The sequence below is a fragment of the Nitratireductor soli genome, assembly GCF_001050155.1.
Lineage (GTDB): Bacteria > Pseudomonadota > Alphaproteobacteria > Rhizobiales > Rhizobiaceae > Nitratireductor > Nitratireductor soli.
The window spans coordinates 19,460-43,858 of sequence record NZ_LFVY01000027.1 but is presented as its reverse complement, the minus strand read 5'-3'; the positions used below and the strand labels follow the sequence as shown (position 1 = coordinate 43,858).

22 protein-coding genes and 3 pseudogenes are annotated in these 24,399 nt (G+C 60.0%); 5 read left to right on the top strand and 20 right to left on the bottom strand.

Annotation, left to right across the window (positions count from 1 at the left end; genetic code table 11):
• Nucleotides 1-832, top strand: a pseudogene (locus tag AB843_RS24065) (IS3 family transposase); the annotation flags it as partial.
• An 89-nt stretch (nt 833-921) separates the two neighbouring features.
• On the opposite strand, the gene AB843_RS24060 reads toward AB843_RS24065, so the two are convergent.
• Together AB843_RS24060 and AB843_RS25220 are read right to left on the bottom strand one after the other, a co-directional pair.
• Complete coding sequence (locus AB843_RS24060) at nt 922-2,532, bottom strand: Fic family protein (protein ID WP_082143996.1); 1,611 nt, start codon at nt 2,530-2,532, stop codon at nt 922-924.
• Between the two features lie 317 nt (nt 2,533-2,849).
• Nucleotides 2,850-2,987: pseudogene (locus tag AB843_RS25220) on the bottom strand (DUF736 family protein); the annotation flags it as partial.
• A 268-nt stretch (nt 2,988-3,255) separates the two neighbouring features.
• On the opposite strand from AB843_RS25220, the gene AB843_RS24055 reads away from it, so the two are divergent.
• Complete coding sequence (locus AB843_RS24055) at nt 3,256-3,585, top strand: substrate-binding domain-containing protein (RefSeq protein ID WP_082143995.1); 330 nt, start codon at nt 3,256-3,258, stop codon at nt 3,583-3,585.
• Between the two features lie 70 nt (nt 3,586-3,655).
• On the opposite strand, the gene AB843_RS24050 is transcribed toward AB843_RS24055, so the two are convergent.
• The 6 genes from AB843_RS24050 to AB843_RS24025 all read right to left on the bottom strand — a co-directional run bounded on the left by AB843_RS24050 (nt 3,656) and on the right by AB843_RS24025 (nt 10,337).
• Nucleotides 3,656-5,242 (bottom strand): AMP-binding protein, encoded by a 1,587-nt coding sequence (locus AB843_RS24050; RefSeq protein WP_162230656.1) that lies wholly within the window; start codon nt 5,240-5,242, stop codon nt 3,656-3,658.
• A 67-nt stretch (nt 5,243-5,309) separates the two neighbouring features.
• The gene (locus AB843_RS24045; protein WP_048649459.1) at nt 5,310-6,071 is read right to left on the bottom strand and encodes an enoyl-CoA hydratase/isomerase family protein; all 762 of its coding nucleotides are present in this window, start codon (nt 6,069-6,071) and stop codon (nt 5,310-5,312) included.
• Nucleotide 6,072: 1 nt separating this feature from the next.
• Nucleotides 6,073-7,362 (bottom strand): TRAP transporter large permease, encoded by a 1,290-nt coding sequence (locus AB843_RS24040; protein WP_048649458.1) that lies wholly within the window; start codon nt 7,360-7,362, stop codon nt 6,073-6,075.
• Between the two features lie 3 nt (nt 7,363-7,365).
• Nucleotides 7,366-7,833 carry a TRAP transporter small permease gene (locus AB843_RS24035; RefSeq protein WP_048649457.1) on the bottom strand — a complete coding sequence of 156 codons (468 nt, stop codon included), beginning with the start codon at nt 7,831-7,833 and terminating at the stop codon, nt 7,366-7,368.
• A 25-nt stretch (nt 7,834-7,858) separates the two neighbouring features.
• Entirely contained in the window at nt 7,859-9,226 is a 1,368-nt protein-coding gene (locus tag AB843_RS24030; protein WP_048649456.1) for an MmgE/PrpD family protein, read from the bottom strand.
• Nucleotides 9,227-9,347: 121 nt separating this feature from the next.
• Nucleotides 9,348-10,337 carry a TRAP transporter substrate-binding protein gene (locus tag AB843_RS24025; protein ID WP_082143994.1) on the bottom strand — a complete coding sequence of 330 codons (990 nt, stop codon included), beginning with the start codon at nt 10,335-10,337 and terminating at the stop codon, nt 9,348-9,350.
• Nucleotides 10,338-10,462: 125 nt separating this feature from the next.
• Between AB843_RS24025 and AB843_RS24020 the strand changes: the two genes are divergently transcribed.
• Nucleotides 10,463-11,479, top strand: coding sequence for a LysR family transcriptional regulator (locus AB843_RS24020; protein WP_048649454.1), 1,017 nt, complete (start codon nt 10,463-10,465; stop codon nt 11,477-11,479).
• A 19-nt stretch (nt 11,480-11,498) separates the two neighbouring features.
• Nucleotides 11,499-11,576 (top strand): annotated as a pseudogene (locus tag AB843_RS26245) (IS6 family transposase); the annotation flags it as partial.
• Nucleotides 11,577-11,606: 30 nt separating this feature from the next.
• On the opposite strand, the gene AB843_RS24015 reads toward AB843_RS26245, so the two are convergent.
• Nucleotides 11,607-13,229 (bottom strand): ISL3 family transposase, encoded by a 1,623-nt coding sequence (locus tag AB843_RS24015; RefSeq protein WP_087587179.1) that lies wholly within the window; start codon nt 13,227-13,229, stop codon nt 11,607-11,609.
• Between AB843_RS24015 and AB843_RS24010 the strand changes: the two genes are divergently transcribed.
• The gene (locus AB843_RS24010; RefSeq protein ID WP_244468076.1) at nt 13,189-13,758 is read left to right on the top strand and encodes an NAD(P)/FAD-dependent oxidoreductase; all 570 of its coding nucleotides are present in this window, start codon (nt 13,189-13,191) and stop codon (nt 13,756-13,758) included. The two genes, AB843_RS24015 and AB843_RS24010, sit on opposite strands and share 41 nt — an antisense overlap.
• On the opposite strand, the gene AB843_RS24005 is transcribed toward AB843_RS24010, so the two are convergent.
• The 11 genes from AB843_RS24005 to AB843_RS23955 form a co-directional block, all read right to left on the bottom strand.
• Nucleotides 13,755-14,870, bottom strand: coding sequence for a branched-chain amino acid aminotransferase (locus AB843_RS24005; protein ID WP_053086185.1), 1,116 nt, complete (start codon nt 14,868-14,870; stop codon nt 13,755-13,757). The two genes, AB843_RS24010 and AB843_RS24005, sit on opposite strands and share 4 nt — an antisense overlap.
• A gap of 197 nt (nt 14,871-15,067) precedes the next feature.
• Nucleotides 15,068-16,087 (bottom strand): succinylglutamate desuccinylase/aspartoacylase family protein, encoded by a 1,020-nt coding sequence (locus tag AB843_RS24000; protein WP_048649453.1) that lies wholly within the window; start codon nt 16,085-16,087, stop codon nt 15,068-15,070.
• 13 nt (nt 16,088-16,100) lie between these two features.
• Entirely contained in the window at nt 16,101-16,847 is a 747-nt protein-coding gene (locus AB843_RS23995; protein WP_048649452.1) for an amino acid ABC transporter ATP-binding protein, read from the bottom strand.
• Nucleotides 16,834-17,484: an amino acid ABC transporter permease gene (locus AB843_RS23990; protein ID WP_048649451.1), complete on the bottom strand. Its 651-nt coding sequence runs from the start codon at nt 17,482-17,484 to the stop codon at nt 16,834-16,836. Before AB843_RS23990 ends, AB843_RS23995 begins: the two co-directional genes overlap by 14 nt.
• Nucleotides 17,481-18,152, bottom strand: a complete 672-nt coding sequence (locus AB843_RS23985; RefSeq protein WP_048649450.1) for an amino acid ABC transporter permease — start codon at nt 18,150-18,152, stop codon at nt 17,481-17,483. The genes AB843_RS23990 and AB843_RS23985 overlap by 4 nt, the downstream gene beginning before the upstream one ends.
• Before the next feature lie 48 nt (nt 18,153-18,200).
• Nucleotides 18,201-18,986, bottom strand: coding sequence for a transporter substrate-binding domain-containing protein (locus tag AB843_RS23980; protein WP_048649449.1), 786 nt, complete (start codon nt 18,984-18,986; stop codon nt 18,201-18,203).
• 232 nt (nt 18,987-19,218) lie between these two features.
• Nucleotides 19,219-20,127, bottom strand: a complete 909-nt coding sequence (locus AB843_RS23975) for a Rossmann-like and DUF2520 domain-containing protein (protein WP_157384597.1) — start codon at nt 20,125-20,127, stop codon at nt 19,219-19,221.
• 6 nt (nt 20,128-20,133) lie between these two features.
• Nucleotides 20,134-21,039, bottom strand: a complete 906-nt coding sequence (locus tag AB843_RS23970) for an AraC family transcriptional regulator (RefSeq protein ID WP_048649447.1) — start codon at nt 21,037-21,039, stop codon at nt 20,134-20,136.
• A gap of 133 nt (nt 21,040-21,172) precedes the next feature.
• A complete protein-coding gene (locus AB843_RS23965) occupies nt 21,173-22,522 on the bottom strand; it encodes an amidase (protein WP_082143992.1) in 1,350 nt (449 codons plus the stop codon).
• Nucleotides 22,506-22,694 (bottom strand): hypothetical protein, encoded by a 189-nt coding sequence (locus tag AB843_RS23960; protein ID WP_048649445.1) that lies wholly within the window; start codon nt 22,692-22,694, stop codon nt 22,506-22,508. Before AB843_RS23960 ends, AB843_RS23965 begins: the two co-directional genes overlap by 17 nt.
• Nucleotides 22,691-24,370: a thiamine pyrophosphate-binding protein gene (locus tag AB843_RS23955; protein ID WP_048649444.1), complete on the bottom strand. Its 1,680-nt coding sequence runs from the start codon at nt 24,368-24,370 to the stop codon at nt 22,691-22,693. The genes AB843_RS23960 and AB843_RS23955 overlap by 4 nt, the downstream gene beginning before the upstream one ends.
• Nucleotides 24,371-24,399: the final 29 nt, after the last annotated feature.

The window sequence follows — 24,399 nt, the reverse complement described above, 5'->3', positions numbered from 1 at the left end:
CGAGGACCACTTTTCAGGGGGCAGGCCAACCTGTGCGAAGTTTACGGTGTGAGCCAGCGTCGGGCGTGCGATATGCTTGGGGTCGGCCGGTCGAGTGCGAGCTATCGCAGCGTCCGGCCTGATGATGCCCATTTGCGTGAAGCCATGCGTAGGATCGCTGCGGAGCGCCGGCGCTTCGGCTATCGGCGCATTCACGTGATGCTGCAACGACAGGGGATCGCGATGAACCTAAAGAAGCTCAGACGCCTTTACCAGGAAGAGAAGCTGCAGGTTCGCAAACGTGGCGGCCGCAAACGGGCGCTGGGAACGCGCCGATCCATGCTTGTGCCGGAACGGGCGAACGAGCGCTGGAGCCTGGACTTTCTCAGCGACGCCTTCACCGATGGCCGCCGGTTCAGAATCCTGGCCGTTGTCGACGACCACATACGCGAATGCCTGACGCTGGTTGCCGACACCTCGCTTTCCGGCCGGCGCTTGGTTCGCGAACTCGATGCGATCATCGCCCGTCGCGGCCGGCCGAACACGATCGTCAGCGACAACGGCACCGAGCTGAGCAGCATGGCTGTGCTCAAATGGTGCCAGGAAACCGGCGTCGAATGGCACTACATTGCCCCCGGGCAAGCCCACGCAAAGTGCCTTTGTCGAGAGCTTCAATGGTCGCTTTCGCGATGAACTGCTGAACGAGACGCTGTTCTCGTCGCTTGCCGAAGTCCGGACCGCCATCGCCAACTGGAAGGAGGATTACAACAACCACAGACCTCACTCAGCCCTCGGCAATAGCCCGCCAGCCGAGTTCGCCGCGAAAATCAGGCTGGAAATGCAGGCCGCATAAGGCCAGAAATGAAACCCAGGACTCTCCTAATAGCTGGAGGGAAGTAGGGGCTCAGGTCAATTGGGATGCGAGATGATCGGCATGCGCGCTCATTGACCCGTCCCCTCCCACTCCGGTCCGGCCTCGCGTTGCTGCCTTGCCTGAGCCTCATCCGGCACCTTCGCCACCGGTCTGCCCCGGAGCCCGTCATTAACAAGACCTCCCACAAAGCTCGCGAACGGGGAGATGTTCTGGTGGACGCTCGCCTGCTCGAGGGCAGCCATATAGTCGTTGCGGCGCTCGACGGGGATCACGGTCCAGGGATAGCCGCCAGCTGCCAACATCACATTCATCAGGAAGCGGCCCATGCGGCCGTTGCCGTCCATGTAAGGGTGGATGTAGACGAAGATGAAATGCCCGAGCACGATCCGCACGGCCGGATTCTCTTCGGCAGCAAGCAGCTCAAAGAATACCGGCATCGCATCCCGCACCGCGTGAGGGGGCAGCGGTACATGCATTGAATTGCGGATGAACACGCGGTCGCTGCGATAACCGGCAAGGTCAGCCGGTCTGGCAAGGCCCGCGGTCACGCTCGGGGCGAACAGCTCACGATACCAATCACCGTGATTGCGATCGGCGACTGGGCCCGGGTTTTCGTTACCGAGGACGGCGCGAACACTTGTCTTCACTGCCTGAAAAGCAAGATGGTAGCCGCGCGCGGCCAGCGCGTCTCGATGCTCGCGGTCCTGCTCGTCCTGGTCCGGATTCCAATTGCCGGAACGCACGCGCTCAATCAGTGCCGGGCTGACGCGGTAGCCCTCGATCGAGAGCGAGTGATAAGCATCCGTCACGTAGATGTCTTCGACGTGTTTCAGATAGGCTTCGATATCGTTGGGACGGCCGGGCGCGGGCGGGAAGTTATCCGCGATATCTGCGCGCATCGCCTGCCACATCAGACGGATGCGTCCGGCATAAGCGGAGCGCTCGCGGGCGGGCAGGTCGAATTGCAGCCGACCTTCGAACGGATCGGTTTCGCGGACGGCGTAGCCCGCGGCCTCCATGTTCTTGATGATGTCATCAGCGATGCGTTCGCGGCCGATATTGCGAAACGCTCCTGCCAAACGTCCGGCGACGACGCTGTGCCCGCCTTCGAGCAAGTGGGTAAGGATCTCTGATGCGTCGGTAAAAAGCGCGAGCGCCGTGCGGGCGTCGGTCGGTTTTTGTGCGAAGAAACCGGCCGAGGCTTCCACGAGCGCGGCAGCGGGCTTGTAAAGGCGCAGGCTGTTTTCCTCGACGATATCCTTTGCCGGCGGAAGCGCTGCCCGGACATCGAAAATCGAGGTGCCGTGCAACAGCCTGGTCGGCTTGTTTCCGCCTTTTTCGGCACGCACCAAAAGCTGCGCGGGTACGGTGCGGTTGCCGGCATGCAGCTTGAGGGATTGTTCCGGGGCGATGCACCAAGTCGTACCGAAACGCTCCCTCAGATACGTGGCGCAGAAGTCCCAGAAGGACGCATACCAGGGCGTCGTATCGCCGTCCCGGTCGTTGGGGCTTGACGGGATGTACCAGCCCTTCATCACCTCCTGCAGGAATCCGTTTTTGAGTAGCCGCTCGCGGTGCGTGCGTGTCAGGCTGTCAGAGCGGATCGCAACCGCGCCGACATCCTGCAGCGCTTTGAGCGCTTCCAGCGATTCAGCCAGTTTCTCGGAGGGAGTCGCCATCAGACCCGTGCCGCCGTTCGGTTATCGTGTCGCACGGCTCGTAGGTTTTAGTGCCGGACGACTCTTAGGTTATCCGGGCGTACCATTATTAGGTTTTCGTGTCGATCTAATATTAGGGTATTTTGCAGAAGTCTGGGGTTGGCATTTCCCCGCGGCAAGCCCACCGTTCCCGATTAGAGTGCGCTTGGCGGTCTTCTCCTATCGCCCTTCGGACGGCGCAGAACTGGTTCAGAGTTCCGCGAGAAGCACAAACCGGCGGAAGTTACTCGCAACTTCCGCCGGTTTGTTACAATCAAGGTTCGCCTAGCAGCCAGCTCTTACCCCTCCCTTCTATTCCACACCAGGAATGCCGCGCCGTCCTCCTCGAACAACGCCGCCCGGATTGGTTCCGGGAAACTTGGATCGTCGAGCAGAACGCTGAGATAGTCGCGCGGTTCGTCGCCGCTGATCCTTGCCTTCCACGCTGCTGAAGACGACCGACCTGCCCGTCATCGAAACGGGAGATTTGGCACGCAAGCCCGCGGACGTCGTGGTGAGCTTTTCCAACTTCGAAGCCTCGAAGGCGATGATCCTGAATCTGGCCGAAAGCGGATACCGCCATATCGGATTCGTCGGCAACGCCGCGGATATCAACGTGCGGGCAATGTACCGCCGCAAGGGCTACATCGCGGGCTTGGCCAGTCTCGGAATTGAAGCGGTCAACGAGCGCATGCTGCATATCGCATACAGGGCGCCGGCCAGGCGCTCGTGGAACTCGTCGCACGCAACCCAGAATTTGATGCGGTCATGTTCGCCGCTCAGGCGCAGGCGGTTGGCGCTATTCTGGAATGCAACCGCCGGAACTGGAATATTCCGCAGAAGATTGCCATCGCCGGTTTCGACGACAACGACATCGCCAACCAGATCACGCCGAGATTGATGACGGTTCGTATCCCTCGCTACGAGATCGGTCAGGCGGCCGCCGAAGTCGTGTTCCAAAGGCTCGTCGGCCACACGATTAAGCCGAGGCATCGGGATTTGGGTTTCGAAATCGTTACGCGCGAAACGACTTGATCGCCATTCGATCGTCGTGGCCAACGCGAACTCTGGCGCAAGAAATCAAGAAACAGTAACAAGCACGGCATTATCGCTTTAAAACATACCTGCAATCTTGAAGATCCCAGCAATCGTTCGTGGATTTCGAAAGCTCCGCTTTGCGTATGCGCTGGCTCGGAGTCTTCGGGAATTCCGGTGCAAAGGCGATATAGCGGGGAATTTGAAAATAGGGCATCTTGTCCTCGCACCATCGGATGAGCTCCAACGGTTCGAGGGTTTCCTGCGGCTTTAGCTTTACGAAAAGCTTCAGGTCGTCATCTCCGGCCCCTAGTCCACTGTCGACACCAATCAGCGCGCATTCCTCCACTGACGGATGGCGCGCCACGATCCGCTCGACCTCCCAGGCCGAAACGTTCTCTCCACGGCGCCTAAGACTATCGCTCTTGCGGCCGGTGAAAAACAGATACCCGTTCACGTCGAAACGGCCGAGGTCACCCGTCTTGATCCAACCCGTCTGTGTTCTGGTTTGAACCTTGTTGAGCGAAACAGAAGTATAATCCTCACTCTTGCCCTTCACGACGATCTCCCCCGTTTCTCCCTGAGGGACATCCTTCTCCTCCTCGTCGACGATCCTGACCGAGAACCACGGAAGGGGCTTCCCGATGGCACCCCGTGGACCCTCGACGTTGATCGAGACGTAGTTCGCCACTTCACTCAGGCCATAGCCTTCGTTGACGACCACTCCGAAGCGCCGTTCGAACTCTTCTCCGATGTCCTCCGGACATCCTGCGCCCCAGGCAATCTTCACAGAGTGATCGCGTTCATTGTCACGGGCCGGTTGCTTCAGGAGAATTGGCAAGATGCCCCCGATGTAATGAATCTTGGTGGCGTTGAAACTGCGCGCCTGGTCCCAGAACCGAGACGCGCTGAAGCGGGGAACCAATGCCAGCGTTAGCTTCTCCATGATTGCGGCAAAGACGGTCTGATGCCCTGCTCCATGATACAATGGTTCCCAGAACAACAGGACGTCGCCCGGCACCATCTCCCCGATCAGAAGACAACCGACCGAACCGATTTGAACGACGCGGTCCGAACGCGAAAACTTCTTCGGCGCTCCCGTCGTTCCCGACGTGTAATTTATGACCAGCGGATCGTCCGGATCGGCCGACAGTGCAGGAGGCGTGGCGGCACCAGCTTCGATGAGTATGTCGAGTTCGCCTGCTCCGCCCTGGTCATTCCAGACCACATGCGGAACTTCAGTCGTGTCGAGAGCCTGTTCCAGCAAGGGCCGGTAGGCGACCTCCGCAATTAGCACGGTGGGCCTGGCATCGGCCAGCAGAAGCGAAAGATAATCGCCCTTGGCGTTCACATTGACGGAGGTCCGCGCAACGCCGATCTGGGCGCAAGCATAAAGCGCAATGATATGCTCGGCGTGCTGATCGAGCATGAGGGCGACGACGTCCCCCTTGCCGATGCCCAGGTCGAGCAGGGCATTCGCCAGTTTCGTCGAGCGCTCGTGAAGCTCCCGCACCGTCAACTGCCCTCCTTCCCAGACGCAGAACGGGTGATCGGGGTCGGTGTTCGCCCGCCGTTCGAGGATGGCCCGGAAGGTGCCTTCTCCCGGCACGGGCCAATGCGCGCGCATGTTAAAGTCGGCTGCGTTCTTGCCGCTCATCGTCATTCTCCAGAAACTTGCTTGGAAGGCCAGATCACGTCACGTTTTCGCAGAAGCGGAGAATGCTCTACGCATTCCTGGCCTTGTGTCCGGCGAAAAAGCCCGAAATGCCGGACTTTACCGAACGGGTTATTTCTTCCTTCGCTCTCACTTCCGCGGCGCGGACAAAGGCGGCGTCAAGCTCGGGCAGTGTGAGATCGCGAAGCCACAGCTTCGTTTCAGCGAAGGCTTCGGGGGACTTCGCCGCCAGTTCGTCGGCAACCTGCAAGGATCGCTCCTCTACTGCTTCTGCGGGAACGATTTCTTCCAGCATCCCCAAATTCGAAGCTTCCTGCGCCTCCATGAACCGCCCACTCACAGCAATCGAGCGGGCAAGCGCCGGGCCGACAGACCAGGAAAGGATTGCCGAACCAGTTATGCAGGGCATGCCGGAATTGATTTCGGGCAACCCGAAGCGAACGCCGGCATGGCCGACACGGTAATCCATCAGCAATACCGCCTGAAACGCCGACCCCAGCGCAAAGCCGTTCAATGCCGCGACCAGCGGCTTCCTGAAAGACTGTATGCCGAGATAGAAATCCTTGAATGCCGCCATCCGCTCCGCGGCGGCGGACGGTATGCTCATACTCACATCGGAAAGGTCCGCGCCAGCGCAGAATGAGCGTCCTCCGGTTCCAGTGATGACGGCCGCGGCAACCTGCGGGTCCTTGTCCGCAGATGCGAGGGCCTTGCGGAGGTCCTCCCGTACGGCGCCGCTCCAGGCGTTAAGCTTGGCCGGATTGTTGAGACGCAGTACGAGAACTTTGCCGTGCTTTTCCAGTTGCAGCATCTTACGCTCCCATCAACAGGTTCGGCAGCAGGAGAGAAAACTCCGGCACGTAGGTTATGATCAGCAGCGAGGCGATCAGCGCCAGAAAGAAGGGGATCGCCGCAAGCACCGCGCGCTTCATGGGAACCTCGGCGATCTGAGCAGAAATGAACAAGGAAAGCGCAACCGGAGGCGTCATCGAACCCATTGTCAGATTGACAGCCGCGATAATGCCGAGTTGTACGGGATCTATTCCGTAAAGCCGCCCGAGATAGATCAACACCGGCGCAACGATGATTAGTGCGGCGGATCCGGCTTCCAACGCGCCTAACAGAAGCAGACCGATGTTAATGAGGATCAAGGCAATCCACTTGCTTGCGGTCACAGCCTGGATTGCTGTGCCGATCGTCTCGGGAACTTCCATGATGTTGACAGCCCAGCCGAACGCACCGGACGCCGCTATGATGAACATGATGGCGCCCGTGAAGAACGCTGCCTCGCGCAGCGAGCGGATGATCACTTCAACGGATAAGCTTCCGTAGATCAGGCCAAGCAGCATCGAGTAGAAAACCGCAAGCACGCCCGCCTCGGAGGGAGTGACGATGCCAAGCGTCATGCCGCCGACGATGATGGCGGGAGAAAGCAATGCAAAGAAACCATCACGCGCACTTGTGAGGAACTCCTTCAAGGTTGCGCGCGGCAGAGGATCGCCCGCCAGCACAGGCTTTGCGCGCACCGCCGTGAAAACGATCAGCGACAGACAGAACGCCATCAGACAGCCGGGCAGGACGCCGGCAAGAAAAAGTTTCCCGGTAGAGACATTCGCAAGCTGGGCATAGACCACCAGAATGATGCTCGGCGGAATGATGGGCCCGATTATGGAAGATGCAGCCGTTATAGCCGCGCTGTATGCGCGATCGTAACCGGCATCGATCATTGCGCGAATCTCGATACGGCCGAGGCCGGCGACGTCCGCAGTGTTGGATCCGGACATGCCCGAGAATATAACGCTCGCCAGAATATTGACGTAATAGAGCCCTCCCCGCAGGTGCCCCACCAACGCGCAAGCGAAACGGAATATGCGTTCCGTCACACCCATATTGTTCATCAGGATCGCAGCGAGGATGTACATGGGAATGGCCGACAGAACCACGGACTGCACTCCGCCCCACATGCGCTGTGTCACGATCTCGAGTGGAAAGTCGCTGCCCGTCAGAATGAACCCCACCGTTGCGGCAAGAAGCGTCAAGGCGACTGGCACATTCGCCGCGAAAAGTACGATCAGAATGACACCGAAGACTATGCCTTCCATGGCTTATGCCTCCGGCTTGAGAGTTCGGGATATCCGGACCACCACATGGAGGGCCATGGAGAGGAAGCAGTAGCTCATCAGATAGGCTTTCACTTCTTCGGGTATCTTCAGGATCAACGAATATGTGCCGACATAAAGTGTCCCGATGCGGAACGAATAGTAGGCGAGCGCCACCAGCAACAGCAGTTCAACCAGCAGCGCTGCGGCTTCGGCGAAACGACGGGTCTCCACCGGCAGCATGCCGATGAACGTGTCGATGGAGTAGTGCTCGCCACGTTTGAGAACGGCCGTTGCCGCAACGAAACAGAGGCAGATCAGCAGGAATTGCGAGAGTTCCTCACTCCAACTCAGGGGTGAGTTCAGGAAATAGCGAAAGAATATCTGTGCGGCGATGGTCAAGGTCAGGAGCGCGATCAGAGCTGTCGCCACACCCTCTTCCAGATGTTTCAGCCATTTGTCGATAAGGCTCATTTTCGGAACTCTCCATTTCCGAAAATCATAACAAGGAAACGATTTCGGAACCCGTCAGCGTTTCCAGATGACGCAGACCATCCCAGGCCTGCTTCGTTTTTATCGCCCCGACGACCGGCTCCGCGCAATCGACGAATTTCGCCGCCAATTCCTCCCAGGAAAGAGGATTGGTCGGGTGCCCCTTCGGCTTGTAGAGCCGCTTGCGATATATCGCGCCATCCTCATGGATGACCTCGATATCGGCAAAGTCGTTGAAGACCGAATCCCGTTCGCGAAGCTCGGGATGAATATAGACGTTCAACTTGGGATACAGGGCCTGAATGGCCGGATCGTTCACGGCTTCGTCCGAGAATTCGGCGAAGGTCACCTTCCCGTAATGCAGCGCGGCGGCAACGCAATATTCCATGCTGAACTTGCCTTCCAGCCCCGTCGTCGGGCGATGGTAGGGAAGCGTGTTCTCGCAGCGATATCCGATACCGCAATTCAGCTGCTTGATTTGGTCGGGCCGAATAGACCCGCTTGCAAGCCCCTCGAATAATACATCCAACACGTGATGTGTCAGGGAGCATGTCGGGTAGATCTTGAAGAGAATGCCCGGCTTCACCACGTCGAAAGGCGCGCCGAGGTCCGATACGGCCAAGCTGGCGGCCACGTGGTCGAAGCCGCAGAACAGGTCGATGAACCCTTCTTTCGCCTCGAGCGCTTTGGGATTGGCGCTCAGCCCGGCCGCCGCAAGCCGCGCCGCCATGACACCATGCTCGGAAGCGAGCCCCGAATGCAGCGGCTTCGTCATGGTGCCGAAATTGGCGCGAACCCCGCAGGCCATCGTGCCCGCGATCGCAAGCGTGCGCGCGCAGGCCTCGCTGTCCAGGCGCAGGAGGTTCGCCGCCGCCGCCGCCGCCCCCAGCGTGCCAAGCGTGGAAGTAGTGTGCCAGCCGCGTTCATAATGTTCCATGTTCATTGCTCGGCCGAGCTTTGCCTCGATCTCGACGCCGACCGCATAGGCGGCAATCAACGCCTTGCCGTCGGCCTTGGTCGCCGGAACCATGGAAAAGATTGCCGGAACCACGGGGGCGGATGGATGCCCTCGCATGGATTCATTCGTATCGTCGATGTCGTGTGCATGCGCCAGAGTTCCGTTGGCCAGCGCCGCCATGCGTTCGGTTGTGGCAACGTCACTGCCCCAAATGGCCACATTGCCCGGCTCCGAGCGCGCAAGTTCCATGACAATCTTGCTGGGCGGCTCCGTGGCCCCCGCTATGGCCCCGCCGATGCAATCGGCGATCGCCTGCTTGGAACATTCGCGCGCATCCTCCGGCAGGGTTTCCCAGGACTGAGAAGCGACGAACTCGGAAAGAACTTTCGTGATCGGGGGAATGGTGGTTTTAAGCATGCGGGTTTTCCCTGGACGACATGACCGAGCGGCTCGATCTCGCAGATCGAGGACGGCGCTCAGTTTTTAATGGATGTGGAATGCGGCGCCGGAACCATGGACCTCCCGGCGCCGCGCAGGATCACTCGATCGCCTGGATCGCGTCGAACAGGCCAGCAGTCGACCAAACCTTGGTCTCCATATCGGCAACCACAGGCCCCATCTTTTCGATAAATGGCTTGGGGTTCACGCGAATGACCACGGCACCATCGTCGATCATCTTTTCAATGATTTCCTTCTGATCCTCGACGGCGAGTCTCGTGTAATATTCGCCAGCCTCAGTGCCTGCATCGAGCAGCGCCTGCTGATGCTCCGGAGACAGTTCCTGGAACTTCTTGTCGCCAATCACGATGGTGAAGCTGTCACTGAAGAAATCGACCATCGTCAGATAAGGCGCCACTTCCTGAAGCGATTGACCGTAGAAACCTGAAACGGTCGCACAGGCCACTTCGGCCACGCCCTGCTTGAGCGCAAGATAGGTCTCGCCCCAGGGCAGGCTAACGGTCTTCGCGCCCATCGCCTCAAAGGTCTTCACAAAGCCCTCCCATGGCGGAACGCGCACCTTGAGACCGGTGAAGTCGTCGGGGCTCATGATCGGCTTGGTAGAAATGACGGGCTTGCCAGGGCGGGCGCCATTGCGCAACACCATCCTGAAGCCCGCCTTGTCGAGCAGATCCTGCTCCATCTTCTTGTAAGGTTCGCTGTCCAGCACCTTCATGAAGTGATCTGTGTTCCGGAACACGAAGCCCACCGTGGTGATGTTCCAATCGTCGACATACTTGCCGAAATTGCCGGTCCCGCCGGCATACATGTCCTGCGCCCCCAGACGGATTGCCTCCAACTGGCTGGGAGCATCCCCCAACTGCCCGCCGGAGAAGATGCGGATCTTGACCTCGCCATTCGTCTTCTCCTCGACAAGTTTGGAGAAATACTCCTGAGCCTTCGTTTCGGAGTGTTGCGGATCGGTGATGTTGCCGAGGCGCAACGTCACGGTTTCCGCGCCGGCCACAGCGCTGGCGGCCAACAGCGCGGCTCCAGCGAATATCAGCTTTCTGAGAGAAATATGTGCCATGCAGTTCTCCTTGTTACCCTCTGCTCGCAGGCGTTCATTCGCCTACTATTATCTTTACTTATATTTAATATAAGGATTATATTCGATATAGTCAACCGGGAAGATTCCGGGAGCCAAGAGCGCGCATGAAAAGCTGGATGAATCTGAGGTCGCTGGAGATTTTCGTTACCTCGGTCGAAGAGGACAACATGTCCCGAGCCGCGGAGCGCCTTGGGCTGACGCAGTCCGCTGTCTCGCAGGCAATCGCCAATCTGGAGAAATCAATCGGCGCCCAGCTGATAGACCGCACGGTGCGGCCGGCGCGCCTGACATTGCTCGGCACCACCTTCTACAAGGGTGCCCTGGAGCTTCTAGGCCGCGCCAGAATCCTCGAGCAAAGTGTCGATCTCGACATGAACAAGCTGCTCCCGCTTCTGCGGATCGGCATGGTGGATTCCTTTGCTGCGACGGTCGGCCCGCATCTGGTTAAGGCGCTCGACACGATCGCCGCGCAATGGTCGGTTCTGTCTGGCATCAACGAAACCAGCGTTCGTGCCCTTCTGGAACGGCGGGTGGACTTCGTGATCACCTCCGACAACTCGCACAACCTGTTCGATCTGGCGGTTTTACCGATTTTCGAGGAGCCTTTTTTTATCGTGGCGCCCCCTTCCGACGAGATGGAACCGAAGACAGCGGAACAGCTATGCGAGGAAATGCCCCTCATCCGCTACTCACGCTCCTCCTTTTTTGGCAGGCAGGTGGACGACTATCTGCGTGAGCACGCGCTCAGCCCCCAGCACCGCTACGAACTCGACACCTCGGATGCGGTTCTCGGTATGGTGGGCGCTGGAATTGGATGGACCATTGCAACACCGCTCGTTATCCTAAAAAGTGTCCGCTCCGATACCGACCTTCGCATCTACCCGCTTGGCAGATCACCGATGACGCGCACACTATGGCTCATCGCGCAACGCACCGAGAACGCGGAACTGAGCCAGCGGATCGCCAAGGCCGCGCAGAGAGCCATATACACCGGCTTCCTGCCGAAGATCATCGACCTTGGTGGCCCATCCACCGTCGATGTACTGCGCATCGGAGGGGTGAGCGTGAACGAGTTCCGGTCGCATCTCCAAGGCACCGTAAAGTTAACCGACGGCATATGAAGTTCTGAGAAGATGTGCCATGTCTGATGTTGCTCGTGATCCACTCTACCGTCGCCATCGCTTTCCCGCCGAGGTCATTGCTCAGGCTGTATGGCTGTTGTCACTTGGCACTTAAATAGGCTCTTCCTCACTTTGTGTGATTCAACGGTAACATTCGGGCTCTCATCAGTTCTGGCCCGGCTCTGCCATACATGGCTCGCTTCAGTGTTTTTAGGCGATTGATCTGGCCTTCGGCCTGACCGTTGCTCCAAGGGAGCTCGATTGCGTTTTTCACGGCATCGATATCCCGCCGCAGAACACTGGCGAATCGCATGATTGCCGTAAGTTCGGTCTCGATGGCATCGTCGATCCACTTATCCAGCGCATCAGGGTTCCTGCTACGCAGAATTCCACTAAAGCGCATTGCCAAGCCACGCATCACGCGGAACGCTTCTGAGCCCTGCTTCAATGCATCGACCCGTCTTGCCTGGCGGTTTGTCAGCAGGCCGCGCGGCTTGATGCACAAAGCAGCGACGGCATCGGCAGAGATGACATGGCCAGTGTCAGGATCACGGACAGGCTCTGAAACCTTTACCTCGGGCAGCGTCACCTCGGAGCGGACGTTTTCGGCTTGTCGCCACACCTGCAAAAGTCGTTCCAGATTCGAACGGCTTCCAGTATAGCCCCGGTTCTTGAGGTCATGGAAAAGATGACGCCCAAGGCGATTTCCATCTTTCCAGGACTCAGCCAGGAACGCTTCGAAATACAAAGGGGATGTCGGATTCAATGCCGCTCGATTTCTGTCCCTGGGTGCGCTTGACGTTAGCCAGTTGGTGACGCTCCGACGCTCAAATCCAGTGCGTCTAACAATCTCACTGTAGGTGAGACCCTGCTGGCGTAGAGCATGCAGCATCTCGAATATTTCCTGGCGCGACTGCCGATGGGCAGGGCGCGCACGGCGGTGTTGAGCCGTGGTGCTGGCAATGGCGTCTTCCGCCAGTATCGGTCTGACGTTGGCATGGCCGCAAAGGCTCATCTGTTCCTTGATAGCCGCCCTGAGATTCTGAACCAGATGAAAGCGATCCGCCACCTGGCGGGCCTGCAGCGCGCCCTCTCGAGAAGCCTGGGCATAGAGACCGCAACGATCTCGACTGACGACCTCAATAGAGGGACGTGCTTGCAGCCATGCTTTCGCGCTCGCAACGCTGCGGTCGTCCAGAATATCAACGACTGCTCGACGCTCGAGATCGACCATGATCGTGCCGTATCGTGTGGAGCGACGCCAACTCCAATCATCGATGCCGACGACTTTCACGGCATCCTGGATTGAGACCGAAGCTCTTCGTTTGATCTGGCGAAGGATCGTGTCATCGCTGACAGGCATACCAAGGCGACCCATCAGATGTTCCGCGGGGCGGCCACCCATGCTGTAACCCACCAAGTCTACAATCGCGGCCATCCGAGCGGTACGCCGCGTGTAGGGTGCAGCGATATCAGGCAATCGGTCAGTGAAGGTTCGCCGCTGACATTCCCGGTGTCTGCATTGCCACCGGCTCAAGGTGAGCTGAACGTTCACCACTTGCCCCTGAACCGAAAGGTCTTGAAGAGTGCGCTTGCGCCAACCGTGCCGATGACGACTTCGCATACAGCAATCCGGACACGTTCCGACTGGCTTCGCGACCGCGGAAACGGCCCATTTGCCGTCGTTTTGGAGTGAGACGCCCAGAACATTGACCCCTGGGCCGGGTGACCATTTCGATTTCGTGCGCATCCACGCAGATAGCAAATGCGATGCCTACAATCTGTTAACCACACAAAGTGAGGAAGAACCCTTTAAAATGCAAATCAACAGCTGGGATACGGGACTGATCATGTCGTCTTTCCGTCTCGATCGCGCTGGCCGCATGATCGTCGGCGGCATTGGCGATCTCGAGGGCAAAGCCCAGCCGATCCATGCGGCCTGGGCACGCCGCAAGTTGCGGCGCACCTTTCCGGAACTGGGCGACCTGCCGTTCGAACACGCCTGGAGCGGCCGCATCGCGATGACACATGACCATATTCCGAAAATCGTCCGCTTCGGCCCTGATGCCTATGCCTGTTTCGGCTATTCGGGACGAGGAATAGGCCCTGCCACCGCCTTCGGGATGCAGGCAGCTATCGCTTTGCTGGAAGAAAACGAAGACGCTTTGCCTGTCGCTGCTGTGGACGACCATCAGGAGGTCTTTGTCTCCGCCAAGGAGGCCTTCTTTGCAACCGGCTCAGCATTGTCTCATGCCGTGAACCCGTTGCCCTTTCGCTAGGCGAGATCGAAATTCGGCACCCTCACCCGCCAGCCATTCGGATCGTTATCCTCGCCCTTCTGGACCCCCAGGAGCTTCCTGTAGAGCCATTCGGTGGTCGGCCCGCGCTCGCCATTGCGTATCACGATTTCATTGCCCTGATAGCCGATGACTCCGACCGGCGAGACGATAGCGGCCGTCCCGGTGCCCCAGACCTCATCAAGAGTGCCGGCGGCTTGGGCCTCGAAGAGATCATCGATGGCGATCGGCTCCTCGCTGACCGCTTCCCCGCTGTCGCGCAGGATCGACAGGATCGTGTCACGGGTAACCCCTGCCAGGATGGAATCCGAAAGCGGCGGGGTCCTCACCTTGCCTCCGATCTTGACGAAGATGTTCATCGAGCCGACTTCCTCAAGATAGCGGCGCTCGACGCCATCCAGCCATAGTATCTGTGAGTAGCCTTTTTCGGCCGCTGCACGGGTAGCATACATTGCAGCCGCATAGTTGCCGCCCGTCTTGGCCGAGCCGACGCCGCCACGTGCTGCCCGAACGAATTCGTCACTGGCCAGAATGCGCACGGGCGCGCTGCCCTGGGCGAAATAGTCGCCAACCGGCGAGAGGAACACGACCAGCAGGTATTCCCGGGCCGGACGCAAGCTGACGAAGCCTTCAGTCGCGACGATTGTCGGCCGGATGTAGAGCGCGCTGCCCGAATCGCTCGGAGCCCACCGGCGGTCGATGTCGCACAGGCGCTGCATCAGCGCGATCAGCATCTGCGGGTCGACCGGCGGGATACACATGCGTTCCGCCGAGCGGTTCAGCCTTGCGACATGCATGTCGGGACGGAACATGGCCAGGCTGCCATCGGGCTGCAAATGCGCCTTGAAGGCATCGAAGATCGACTGGCTGTACTGGAAGCCGGCGGCCGAAGGATGCAGCGAGATTTCTCCGAACGGAACGATGCGGGGTTCCGTCCAGCCTGTTCCCTCTGTGTAGCGCAGCGTGGCGATATGGTCGCTGAAATGATTGCCGAAGCCGTAGGGAGGCTGGGGAAGCGGGGCCAATTTCTGGGAACGGGTGATCTCGATCGACGCCGCCTTGCCAGCGTCAGCCTTGTCAATGTGGGTGTTCACTGAAGTCTGCTCCTGAAAGATTGTCCTGCCGCTGGCGGATCGGAAAAGTCCGAAGTGGAAATTTCAGCCATAGTGCGCCGCAACCAGTGCCGGAAGAGCCACACACGCCACAGGCCACCCCGAAATGCACGCGAGGGCGCTTACGTTAAGTGCGCGTCCGTTTCGTGAAGAGCCCACGGCGTCGATCCCGTCGGCTCTCAGATTTCGCTGGCCAGATGTCCCAGGCAATCACCCGCCTCGACGAGCGAAAAGGTGCGTACGCACATCGCAATTCCCCCGGTGCGGAAGAATATCTCCACCGGTGTCTGCCACGGGTTGTCGATGTCATGGATCAGCCCCGCGAGCGCGCCTGCCGCCACGGTATCGCCCAGCGCGAATTTCGGCTCGAAGAACCCGCGCCGGTCGGCGAAGGCGTAAAGGCCGGAATCGTCCATCGCCAGCCGGCGTATCGTCCCCTTGCGCGGTGAGTGCGTGCCATCGGCGGGCAGCACTCCCAGATGAGCCAATATACCACGCACACCTCTTTCGGCGGTGGCAAGGCCATCGATATTCACGCTCGAACCGCCGCCGAACTCCCCGGTCAGGAAGTCGACATTATTCTGATCGGCATAGTTTCCGATCACCCGGTCTTCGCCGCTCAATGCGCGCACGGAATCGAAATAGATGACGTTTTCGGCGCCGAACGCGGTCACCAGTTCCTCCAGCCGCGTCGCCTTCTGCGGGTCCGACCAGCGAGGCGCCAGCAGTGCCGGCAGATACTGCAGTGAACTGCCGCCTGCATGAAAATCGATCAGGCAGTCGGCGCGCGGCAGCAGTTCAGTCGTGACATAGTGGGCGATCATTTCCGTCGCCGTCCCGTCGCGGCGGCCGGGAAAGATGCGGTTGAGATTGATATCGTCGATCGGCGACACCCGTGTTCCGGCCACGAAAGCCGGCTGGTTGAGCATCGGCACGATGATGATGCGCCCGTGAACGCGGTCTATGTCGATTTCACGCGCGAGCCGCGACAGCGCGATCGGTCCCTCATATTCGTCGCCATGGACGCCGCCGGTCAGAAGCACGGTCGGGCCAGAGCCGTTGGCGGCGACTGCGATTGGGATCGGAATATGGCCATAGGCCGAACGGTGCACGGAATGAGGCAGGCGCAACCTGCCAAACTGAAGCCCCTTCCGGTCGAAATCGACATCGGCGGCTATCATCGTCTTCTGTGAACTCATCGGCTATTCCTCTTCATTCTGCAGTAGCTGCCGATGCTGTCTGGCCAAGGAACTGGCGTAGTTCAGGCGTCTTCGGGTTGCCGAAGACTTCTTCGGGGTGGCCCATCTCGTGGAGCCGGCCCTCATGCATGAAGACCACCCGTGAACACACGCTGCGCGCAAACGACATCTCGTGGGTAACCATGATGACGGTCATCCCCTCCTCGGCCAGGCGGCGGATGACCTGCAGCACCTCTTCGACAAGTTCGGGATCCAGCGCGGAGGTCACCTCGTCGCAAAGCAGCACGACGGGGTCCATGGCAAGGGCTCGCGCAATCGCGACGCGCTGCTGCTGACCGCCCGAAAGCTGATGTGGCCGGGAATCGGCGCGATGGCCAAGGCCGACCTTTTCCAGCCGCGCCAGCCCGACAGCGCGCGCCTCCGCGGCGCTCATATTCTTGACGACCCTGAGCGCAAGCGCGGTATTGTCGAGCGCTGTCAGATGCGGGAACAGGTTGAACTGCTGGAAGATCATCCCGACCTTCAGCCGCAGCTTCTGCAATTTCCGCTCATCCGCCTCCACCGGCTCCGCATCGACGTGGATCGTGCCGGAGTTCATCTGCTCAAGGCCATTGATGCAGCGCAGAAAAGTCGACTTGCCAGAGCCGCTCTTGCCGATCAGTGCGATAACTTCGCCGCGCTCGACATCCAGGCTTATGTCGCGAAGAACCTCGAGCCCGCCGAAACTCTTGCACAACCCCTCGATCTTAACGAGTGACATCGAAAACCGTCTCCATCTTGCGACTGACGAGGGATAGCGGATAGCACAGGCAAAAATACACGATCGCGACCAGCCCGTAGACAACGAACGGATCCAGCGTGACGTTTGACAGTATGTTGCCCGTCTTCATAAGTTCGGTGAAGCCGACGATGGACGCCAGCGCCGTACTCTTGACGATCTGCACCATGAAGCCTGCCGTCGGCGGCAGCGCCATGCGGACCGCCTGCGGCAAGACGACATAGCGCAGCGCCTGACCTCGCAGCATCGCCAGCGACAGCGCCGCCTCGGTCTGCCCCTTCTGCACCGCCAGCACGCTGCCACGCCAGATTTCCGCCAGATAGGCCGAAGACCAGAGGGTCAGCGCGATGCAGGCCGCCATCCAGGCAGGGACATCCTTGCCGAAGAGCGCGGGGCCGAAAAAGATCAGAAACAGTTGCATCAGCAACGGTGTTGCCTGCACGAGCCAGATAAACCCCAGAGCTGGCAATTTCACCCATTTGCGCTGCGAGATGGTACCAAGCATCAGCACCAGTCCCAGAATACCACCTAGGATAAACGCCGAAAGCGAAAGCAGGACCGTCCAGCGCGCGCCGAGCACGAGGGCGTAGATAATCTGCTGGAGCGTGAAATCCGTCATGGCACCTCTCCCGTAGCAAGAACCCAGCGGCCGATAAGGCGCAGCGCCAGACGCACGAGCGCGGCAAGAACGATATAAATCGCGGTAACCACGAAATAGATTTCAAACGCGCGGAACGTGCGCGACTGGATGAAATTGGCCGCAAAGGTAAGGTCCTGCACGGCGATCTGCGAAACGACCGCAGAACCCATCATGACAATGACGATCTGCGAAGAAAGCGTCGGCCACATCTTTTGCAGCGCTGGCATGAGCACCACCCGCCAGAAGGCCTGATTGCGCGTCATGCCCAGACTGGTGGCGGCCTCCCATTGGCCCTTGGCTGTCGCCTGCACACCCGCACGGACGATCTCGGTACCATACGCGCCCAGATTGATGGCCATGGCGACAATCGCCGCCGTCATCTCCGACATGCTGACACCAAGCTGAGGCAGGCCGAAGAAGATGAAGAAGAGCTGGATCAGGAAAGGCGTATTGCGAACAAACTCGACATAGGACGTTACGGCGATCCGCACCCAGGCAGGACAGAAGAGCCGCGCCCACACACACAGAATCGACACTGCAAGACCGAGCGCAGCCCCAACCGTGATAAGCAACAGGGTGATATAGACGCCGTGCCGGACGACGTCGCTGTAATCACTTAGGGCGCTGAAATCGAAGCTTTGTATCATGCTGTGGTACAAACTCCGGGGCGGCGCGGTGGCCGCCCTGTTTCAGGTTTACATCTTGTCCGGCACGCCGCGTCCCAGCCACTTTTGGGAAATTGCCTCAAGCGTTCCGTCAGCGATCATCTCGGCAATGATCTCATTGACCTTTTCGGCCAGGCGAGTTTCACCCTTCTTCACGCCGACATAGAGTGGCGAGGTGTTCAGCACGAACATCTCTTCAGGCATACGGCGCGGCGAACGGGCCTTGAGTGCACTGATGATGATGTCGCCAGTGGCAATGGCGTCGACCTGCCCGGACAGAAACGCCTGGGTGTTGCTGTTCTCGTCCTCATAGCGCTTGATCTCGGTCGTCTCGGGTGCGGCCTCGGTTATCAGCATGTCGGCAATGCCGCCGCGCAGTACGGAGACCGACTTTCCGGCCAGGTCGTCCGCCCCAGCAATGCCGGAGTCCTTTTCAGCGAACACTGAATTGTTCAGGACACCGTAAGCGTCGGCGAAGTCGATCACTGCTTCCCGTTCAGGCGACTTGCCGAGAACAGAAATGATGAGATCGACCTTGTCGGTTTGAAGCGAAGGAATACGGTTCGAGCCGATGACGGGAACGAGGTCGATCTCAACTCCCAGTTTCTCGGCGACATGGTTGGCCACATCGACATCATAGCCCGCCGGTTTCATGTCGATGCCCATCGCACCATAGGGCGGGAAATCCTCGGGAACGGCGATGCGCACCGTCCCGCGCTGGCTGATATCGTCGAGGACATCGGCCGATGCGCCGAAAGCTCCCATCGCGACGACGGAAAGCGCGATAATCGTCTTCTTGATCACACTGCGGGGCATTGCGTGCTCCTTTTCCAGGCTTGCTGACTGTGTTCGGGGATACTCCGCCATTCTGGTCGGCGGATTAGCTTCGGCGGGGCGGACAAATCCACCTTCAGCTTAGAACGAGGGTCGGCGTGCGGGAAAGCGCGGCTTGAACTCTGCGGACCTGCCCGGCTGCTGCACGGCACATCCATGAAATCCGTGGCGCAATCATGATACGATCTTCATTCAGCCGGCACAGGAAGGCTGGTTACGGTCCCCCGTCGTCCTCATCCAGGACAGGCAAGGTCGAGCCGGTGCGTTTCAACCGGTGCGCAAGCGGACTCAGGCTGCGATAGACCTCCCCCGCCTGCGGATGCCATGCCGCTACCGCATCGGCCTGGCGCTCGACGACAGACCAGTCCCCCCGCGCCGCCGGCCCGGTCAGCGCCGCCGCCGGACCCAGCTTGGTCACGTTGCTTGCAGTCGAGGCAAGGAGCGAGGCATTCAGGGCCAGTGAAATTTCGTCCGGCACCCCGGCCTCCGCCCATGCCTCGCGGGCGATTGCCTGGAGAACCACGGCAAGGTTGTTCGAGAACACGGCCGCTGCGTGATAAAGCGCCTTGCCGCCGGGCCTGATCGTGAACGGCCGCGCACCTGCCCGCTCCAGGATCGGCGCGACGCAGCCAATTGCATCGTCGTCGCCTTCCATCCCGCAATAGGTGCCGGCAAAGGCATCGACGGATGTCTGCGGGTCGGCAAAGGTCATGACCGGATGGACGCTTGCCAAGCTCCACCCCAGTTCAGACAGCGGCGCCATTTCCCTTGCTGGCAGAAAGCCGCTGCAATGGATGGCCGTGCCGGGGCCGGCTGGTCGACTTGCAGCCAGATCGCGCGACACGTCCGCGATCAGAGAATCCGGGACGGTGATAAACCAGATGTCAGCCGGGCGCATGGCGGCCAGCGTGTTCACCGGGCAACCTGCCCCGATGAAGGAAACGGCCTTGGCAAGACGGGTTTCGTCGCGGCCGTAAATATCCTGAATGTCGACGGCGCCGGAGCCGGCAAAACGGCGAAATAGCGTCATGCCGACGCTACCCGCGCCGACAAGGTTCAGTTTCGGCTTTCCCGTGTCTTGCTGCGGCATAAGGCTTTGCACGTATGCTCCATCGTCGGCCAATCCGGCTCACTGCTCCCGGTTAAGGTCGCGGTAGCGGTTCGGTGTCGTTCCGTAGCTCTGCTTCATCAGCGTCGTCAGGTGGCTCTGGCTGGAAAACCCGGAATCGCGGGCGATTTCACCGATGCCATTGCTGGAAGACGACAGCAACTTGCAGGCATGTTCCAGGCGTCGCTTCATCAGCCATTTATGCGGTGTCGTGCCCAGTTCACGAAAGAAGCTGCGAGAGAAATGCCTCACACTCAGATCCGCCGCGCTCGCCAGATCGGTAATGCCGATCTTCTCCTGAAGATTGGCCTCGATGAATTCCTCGACGCGCTTCAGCCGCCAGAGCGGCAGATAGACCTGATCGGCAAGATGGCGCTGGTCGTCCAGTTGGGACAGCAGGTGCCACAAAAGGGTTGGCATGAGATTTCCTCCAACCCTTCGTTCCATCGCGTCCTTCGAGGCCAGCGCGTTCCAAAGCCGGATCATCGCGGTGTGTACAAAGGAATCGACCAGAATCGTACCGGCAAATCCTTCGAATGTGTCACGTATGCGAGTGGCGGAATCGGTTTTTAGCGTACTTTGCATCGTGGTGTCGGGAACGGTCAGGATCAGAACCCTGCGCGCTGCGTCGACGTCCCATTCACTCTCCACGCCGGAGGGGATGATGATGGTTTCGCCACTGCTGGCCTCCCGAGCGAAGTCGCGGCCCTCAAGCCGCCAGCGCCAGACATAGTCTCGGTCTGATGTCAGCGGAATCGCGATGATCGTTTCGCCGACTGCAGGATCGCAAAACGAATGGGGCAACTGGTCGACCATTATCATGGCGAAACGATTGCACCCCTCGGAGTGCCGGTGTTCCTGCTGAAAGCTGGAATAGCCGGATCTCTGATAAAATTCCGCGTAGTTGCGCCAGTGCCGATCCTCCATCGGAGCCTTCTCGTCTAGAAAAACAACAGGGACAGGACGATAGCATGTGCGCCCATGAGCGCAATCATACCTGTCGCCCTCGCTGTTGAGGCTTGGCTTGTTCTGCTTGGCAGTGGCCTGCGAGCATGGCTTGCTACCTTGCAAGCTGCTCGATCAGTCGCCCTGCCTCCAGCAGAACCTCGTCATCTCCATTGCGAGTGACGAGCTGAATTCCCAGGGTTTTGTGCAAACTTCTCGCGCTCGCCGGCATCGAGAGCACCGGGAGGTCGAGATAATTGAACCCTCCAGTGTAGGCAGCCACATGCGCGTTCTTCTTGAAGACATCTGCAATGCCGGGCCCCGCATATTCCTTTCGGGCAGGCGCTCGGGCAGGCGAGACGGGAAGCAGCAGTACGTCGATGCCAGCGAGCGTACTTTCTTCGAACCGAGCGCGCCGCGCCGCACGTTCGGCCATTGCGGCCAGATATAGGGGCGCGGGAAACGCAAGGCCCTGCAGCAGGCGTTCGCGAACCTGCGACCCCATCAACTCGCCATGGCGCACAAGATTATGCATATGCGCGCTCGCTGCCTCCGCGAGGAAGACCGTGCCAGACAGGAGGTTGGTTTCCGCGAAGCCCGGCCAGCGCACCTCACGAACCGGATAAGCCGCGCTTTCCAGACGCTTGGCTACATCATGCAGTGCGCCCACGACTTCTGCATCGGGCTCGACCGGCAGGCTGTCCGTCGTCAGCATTCCGAACCGAAGCGCACCCTCCCGCCTCGATCGGACCGTTCCACCTGTCAGAGCCTCGAAAAGAAGCTTACAGTCAGCAACGGAACGGGCAAACGGTCCTACCGTATCGAGTGTTTTCGAAACTGGCAGAACCCCGCTCGCTGCTATGCGATCGCTGCTGGGCTTGAGAGCAACCACGCCGCAGAACGCTGCGGGTATGCGATTGGAACCGCCCGTATCCGTCCCCAGTGAGCCGAACACCAGACGCGCACCGACTGCTGCCGCGCTTCCACTGGATGACCCGCCGCTGATCAATAGCGGGTCCTGCGGATTGTGGATCGCCCCGTCGACCGAACTCCATCCTGAAGGCCCCATGGCGAATTCGGACATGTGCAGCGCACCCATGTCGACAGCCCCGGCTTCCTGCAGCCGCGCCAGTGGAGCGGCCAACATTTCCCCTCGGCGATGAAACTGCGCGTGTGCGCCGAAAGTCGCCGTTTCTCCGGGTACGGAAAACAGGTCCTTGCGCGCCAGCGGCACGCCGCAAAGTGGAAGAGCCTGCCGCGCTTCTTTGTCCATGGCGTCCACGGACCGAGCCGCCAGAATAGCCTCGTCGCCGCGAACCCGTAGAAAGGGGTTCGCTCCGGACGCCACGGAACCGATACGCGCCAGTGACGCGCCAACCAGTTCCGTCGCCGAAACCTCTCCACTCCGTATCAGCCGCGCAGCCTCGGCAAGCGACCCATCCAGAACGTCATCCATCGGGTTCATCACCAGCTCCGGTCGAGAATCCGTCCAGGAGTGCCGGTTCCATTGCGAAGATGTCCAACATCTTGCTGACGGTCGCGGTCAGTGCGCGGTCGATGCGCACTGCCGTCTCCGCTTCAACGTCGATGCCGTAGATCTCGCCCAGAACGCGACCGGACAGAGGCACGTCTTTCAAAGTTCACGCTCCAGTACGGCTTCGAAATTGGTCACGGGCGGAAACGCCTCGCGATCGATGACGATATCGAGCACGCAGGGACGGTCGGACGCAATGCCTGCGGCAAGTGCCTCGATCAACTGTTCACGCGTTTCGATCCGCCGTCCATCGGCACCCAGGGCGCGCGCGGCAGCCGCATAATCGACCTCGGTGAAATCGTTCGCTTCAGGCACGACATTCCCATTCCAGCGATATTTCTGTTCGTGATACTCGAAAGCGAGCGCACTGTTGTTGAGAACCAGCACCAGCACCGGCAGCTTGTAGCGCACGGCAGTCTCGATATCGGCAAGGTGGTAGCCCACGCCGCCGTCGCCGATGACGCAGACGACCTTTTCCTTGCGCGCCATCTGGACGCCCAGCGACGCGGGCAAGGCCCAGCCGAGAGATCCCACTGCACGGAAGAAACCATCGTAGCGATCAACCGGGAACACCACCCCGGTCCAGGCCGCCATGTAGCCCGTATCTGCCACAAGCGAGATTTCGCTCGCATAGCTGCGAAGCTCCGCCAGCACCGTAAACGGCGTCAGCGTCGGCGCCACCGCATCGGCCTCGATCCTCGCTTCAAGGCGTTCACTCCAGGTTTTGGCCATTGCGCGACACACGCCCAGCCATTCCGCCCAGCCCGGTTCGGGCGTGATCGCCTGCGTCAGGGCGTCGAGCGCTGCGCCGGCGTCGGCGTGGATGCGAACCGCCGGCCAGTAGGGATTGGCGAAGGCGGAGGCGTTGGTGTCGATCTGGATGATCGTCGCCTTGGGCGACGGATTTGTGTAGCCGTTTGTGGCCAGTCCGCCGAGGCGCGATCCAACAGCCAGCACGCAATCGGCCTGCGCAAGCAGCTTGTTCGCCTCGACAGACGAGTAGCGTCCCACCACACCGCAGAAATTCACATGCCCGGAAAGGACAGACGGCTTGCCACCCATCGTCACGACGATAGGGATCCCGGCTCGTTCGGCGAATGCTGCCAGTGACGCGCCCGCATCGGCAAACCGCACGCCTTCGCCGACGAGGATCATCGGTTTCGTTGCCTTTTTCAGGCTGGCCAGCGCCGCGTCGATAGCATTCTCATCGAGGGCCGGCGCCCGCTCGACGATGGTCAGCGGGTCGTCACCGCGCGATCCACGCTCGATACTGCGGCCAAAGAAATCCTTCGGAACATCGAGATGGGTCGGCCCCTGGTCGCCGGTCAGCGCCATCTGCATCGCATGACGAAGCAGGCGCGGCGCATCCTGCGCAGTACCAGCCGCCCCGTTCCACTTGGTTACTGCGGCAAACATGCTGAACTGGTCGAGCGCCTGATACTCGTTGGCGAAAACCGCGTTTGTAGCGGTAGCGCCGGTCAGGGCCATGACGGGCGACTGAGCCCACAACGCGTCGGCGAGCGAGGCGGCCACGTTTGCCGCACCCGGCCCAGCCTGGCCGTAGGTCACCCCGATCTTGCGGCTGGCGCGTGCGTAGCCGTCAGCCATGTAGACGGAGCTGGCCTCGCTGCGGCCGACAACCATGCGAATGCCATGGTCGCGCAGCGCGATCCACATCGGCTGGTCGCCGCCCGTGAGCATGAAGAAATTCTCCACCTCGGCAGCCCGCAGCGTGCGAGCGAGTTCCTCGGCGAGGATGGTGTTGGAAGATTCTGTCATTTGAGGTACCCGATCTTGTACTGAGAATC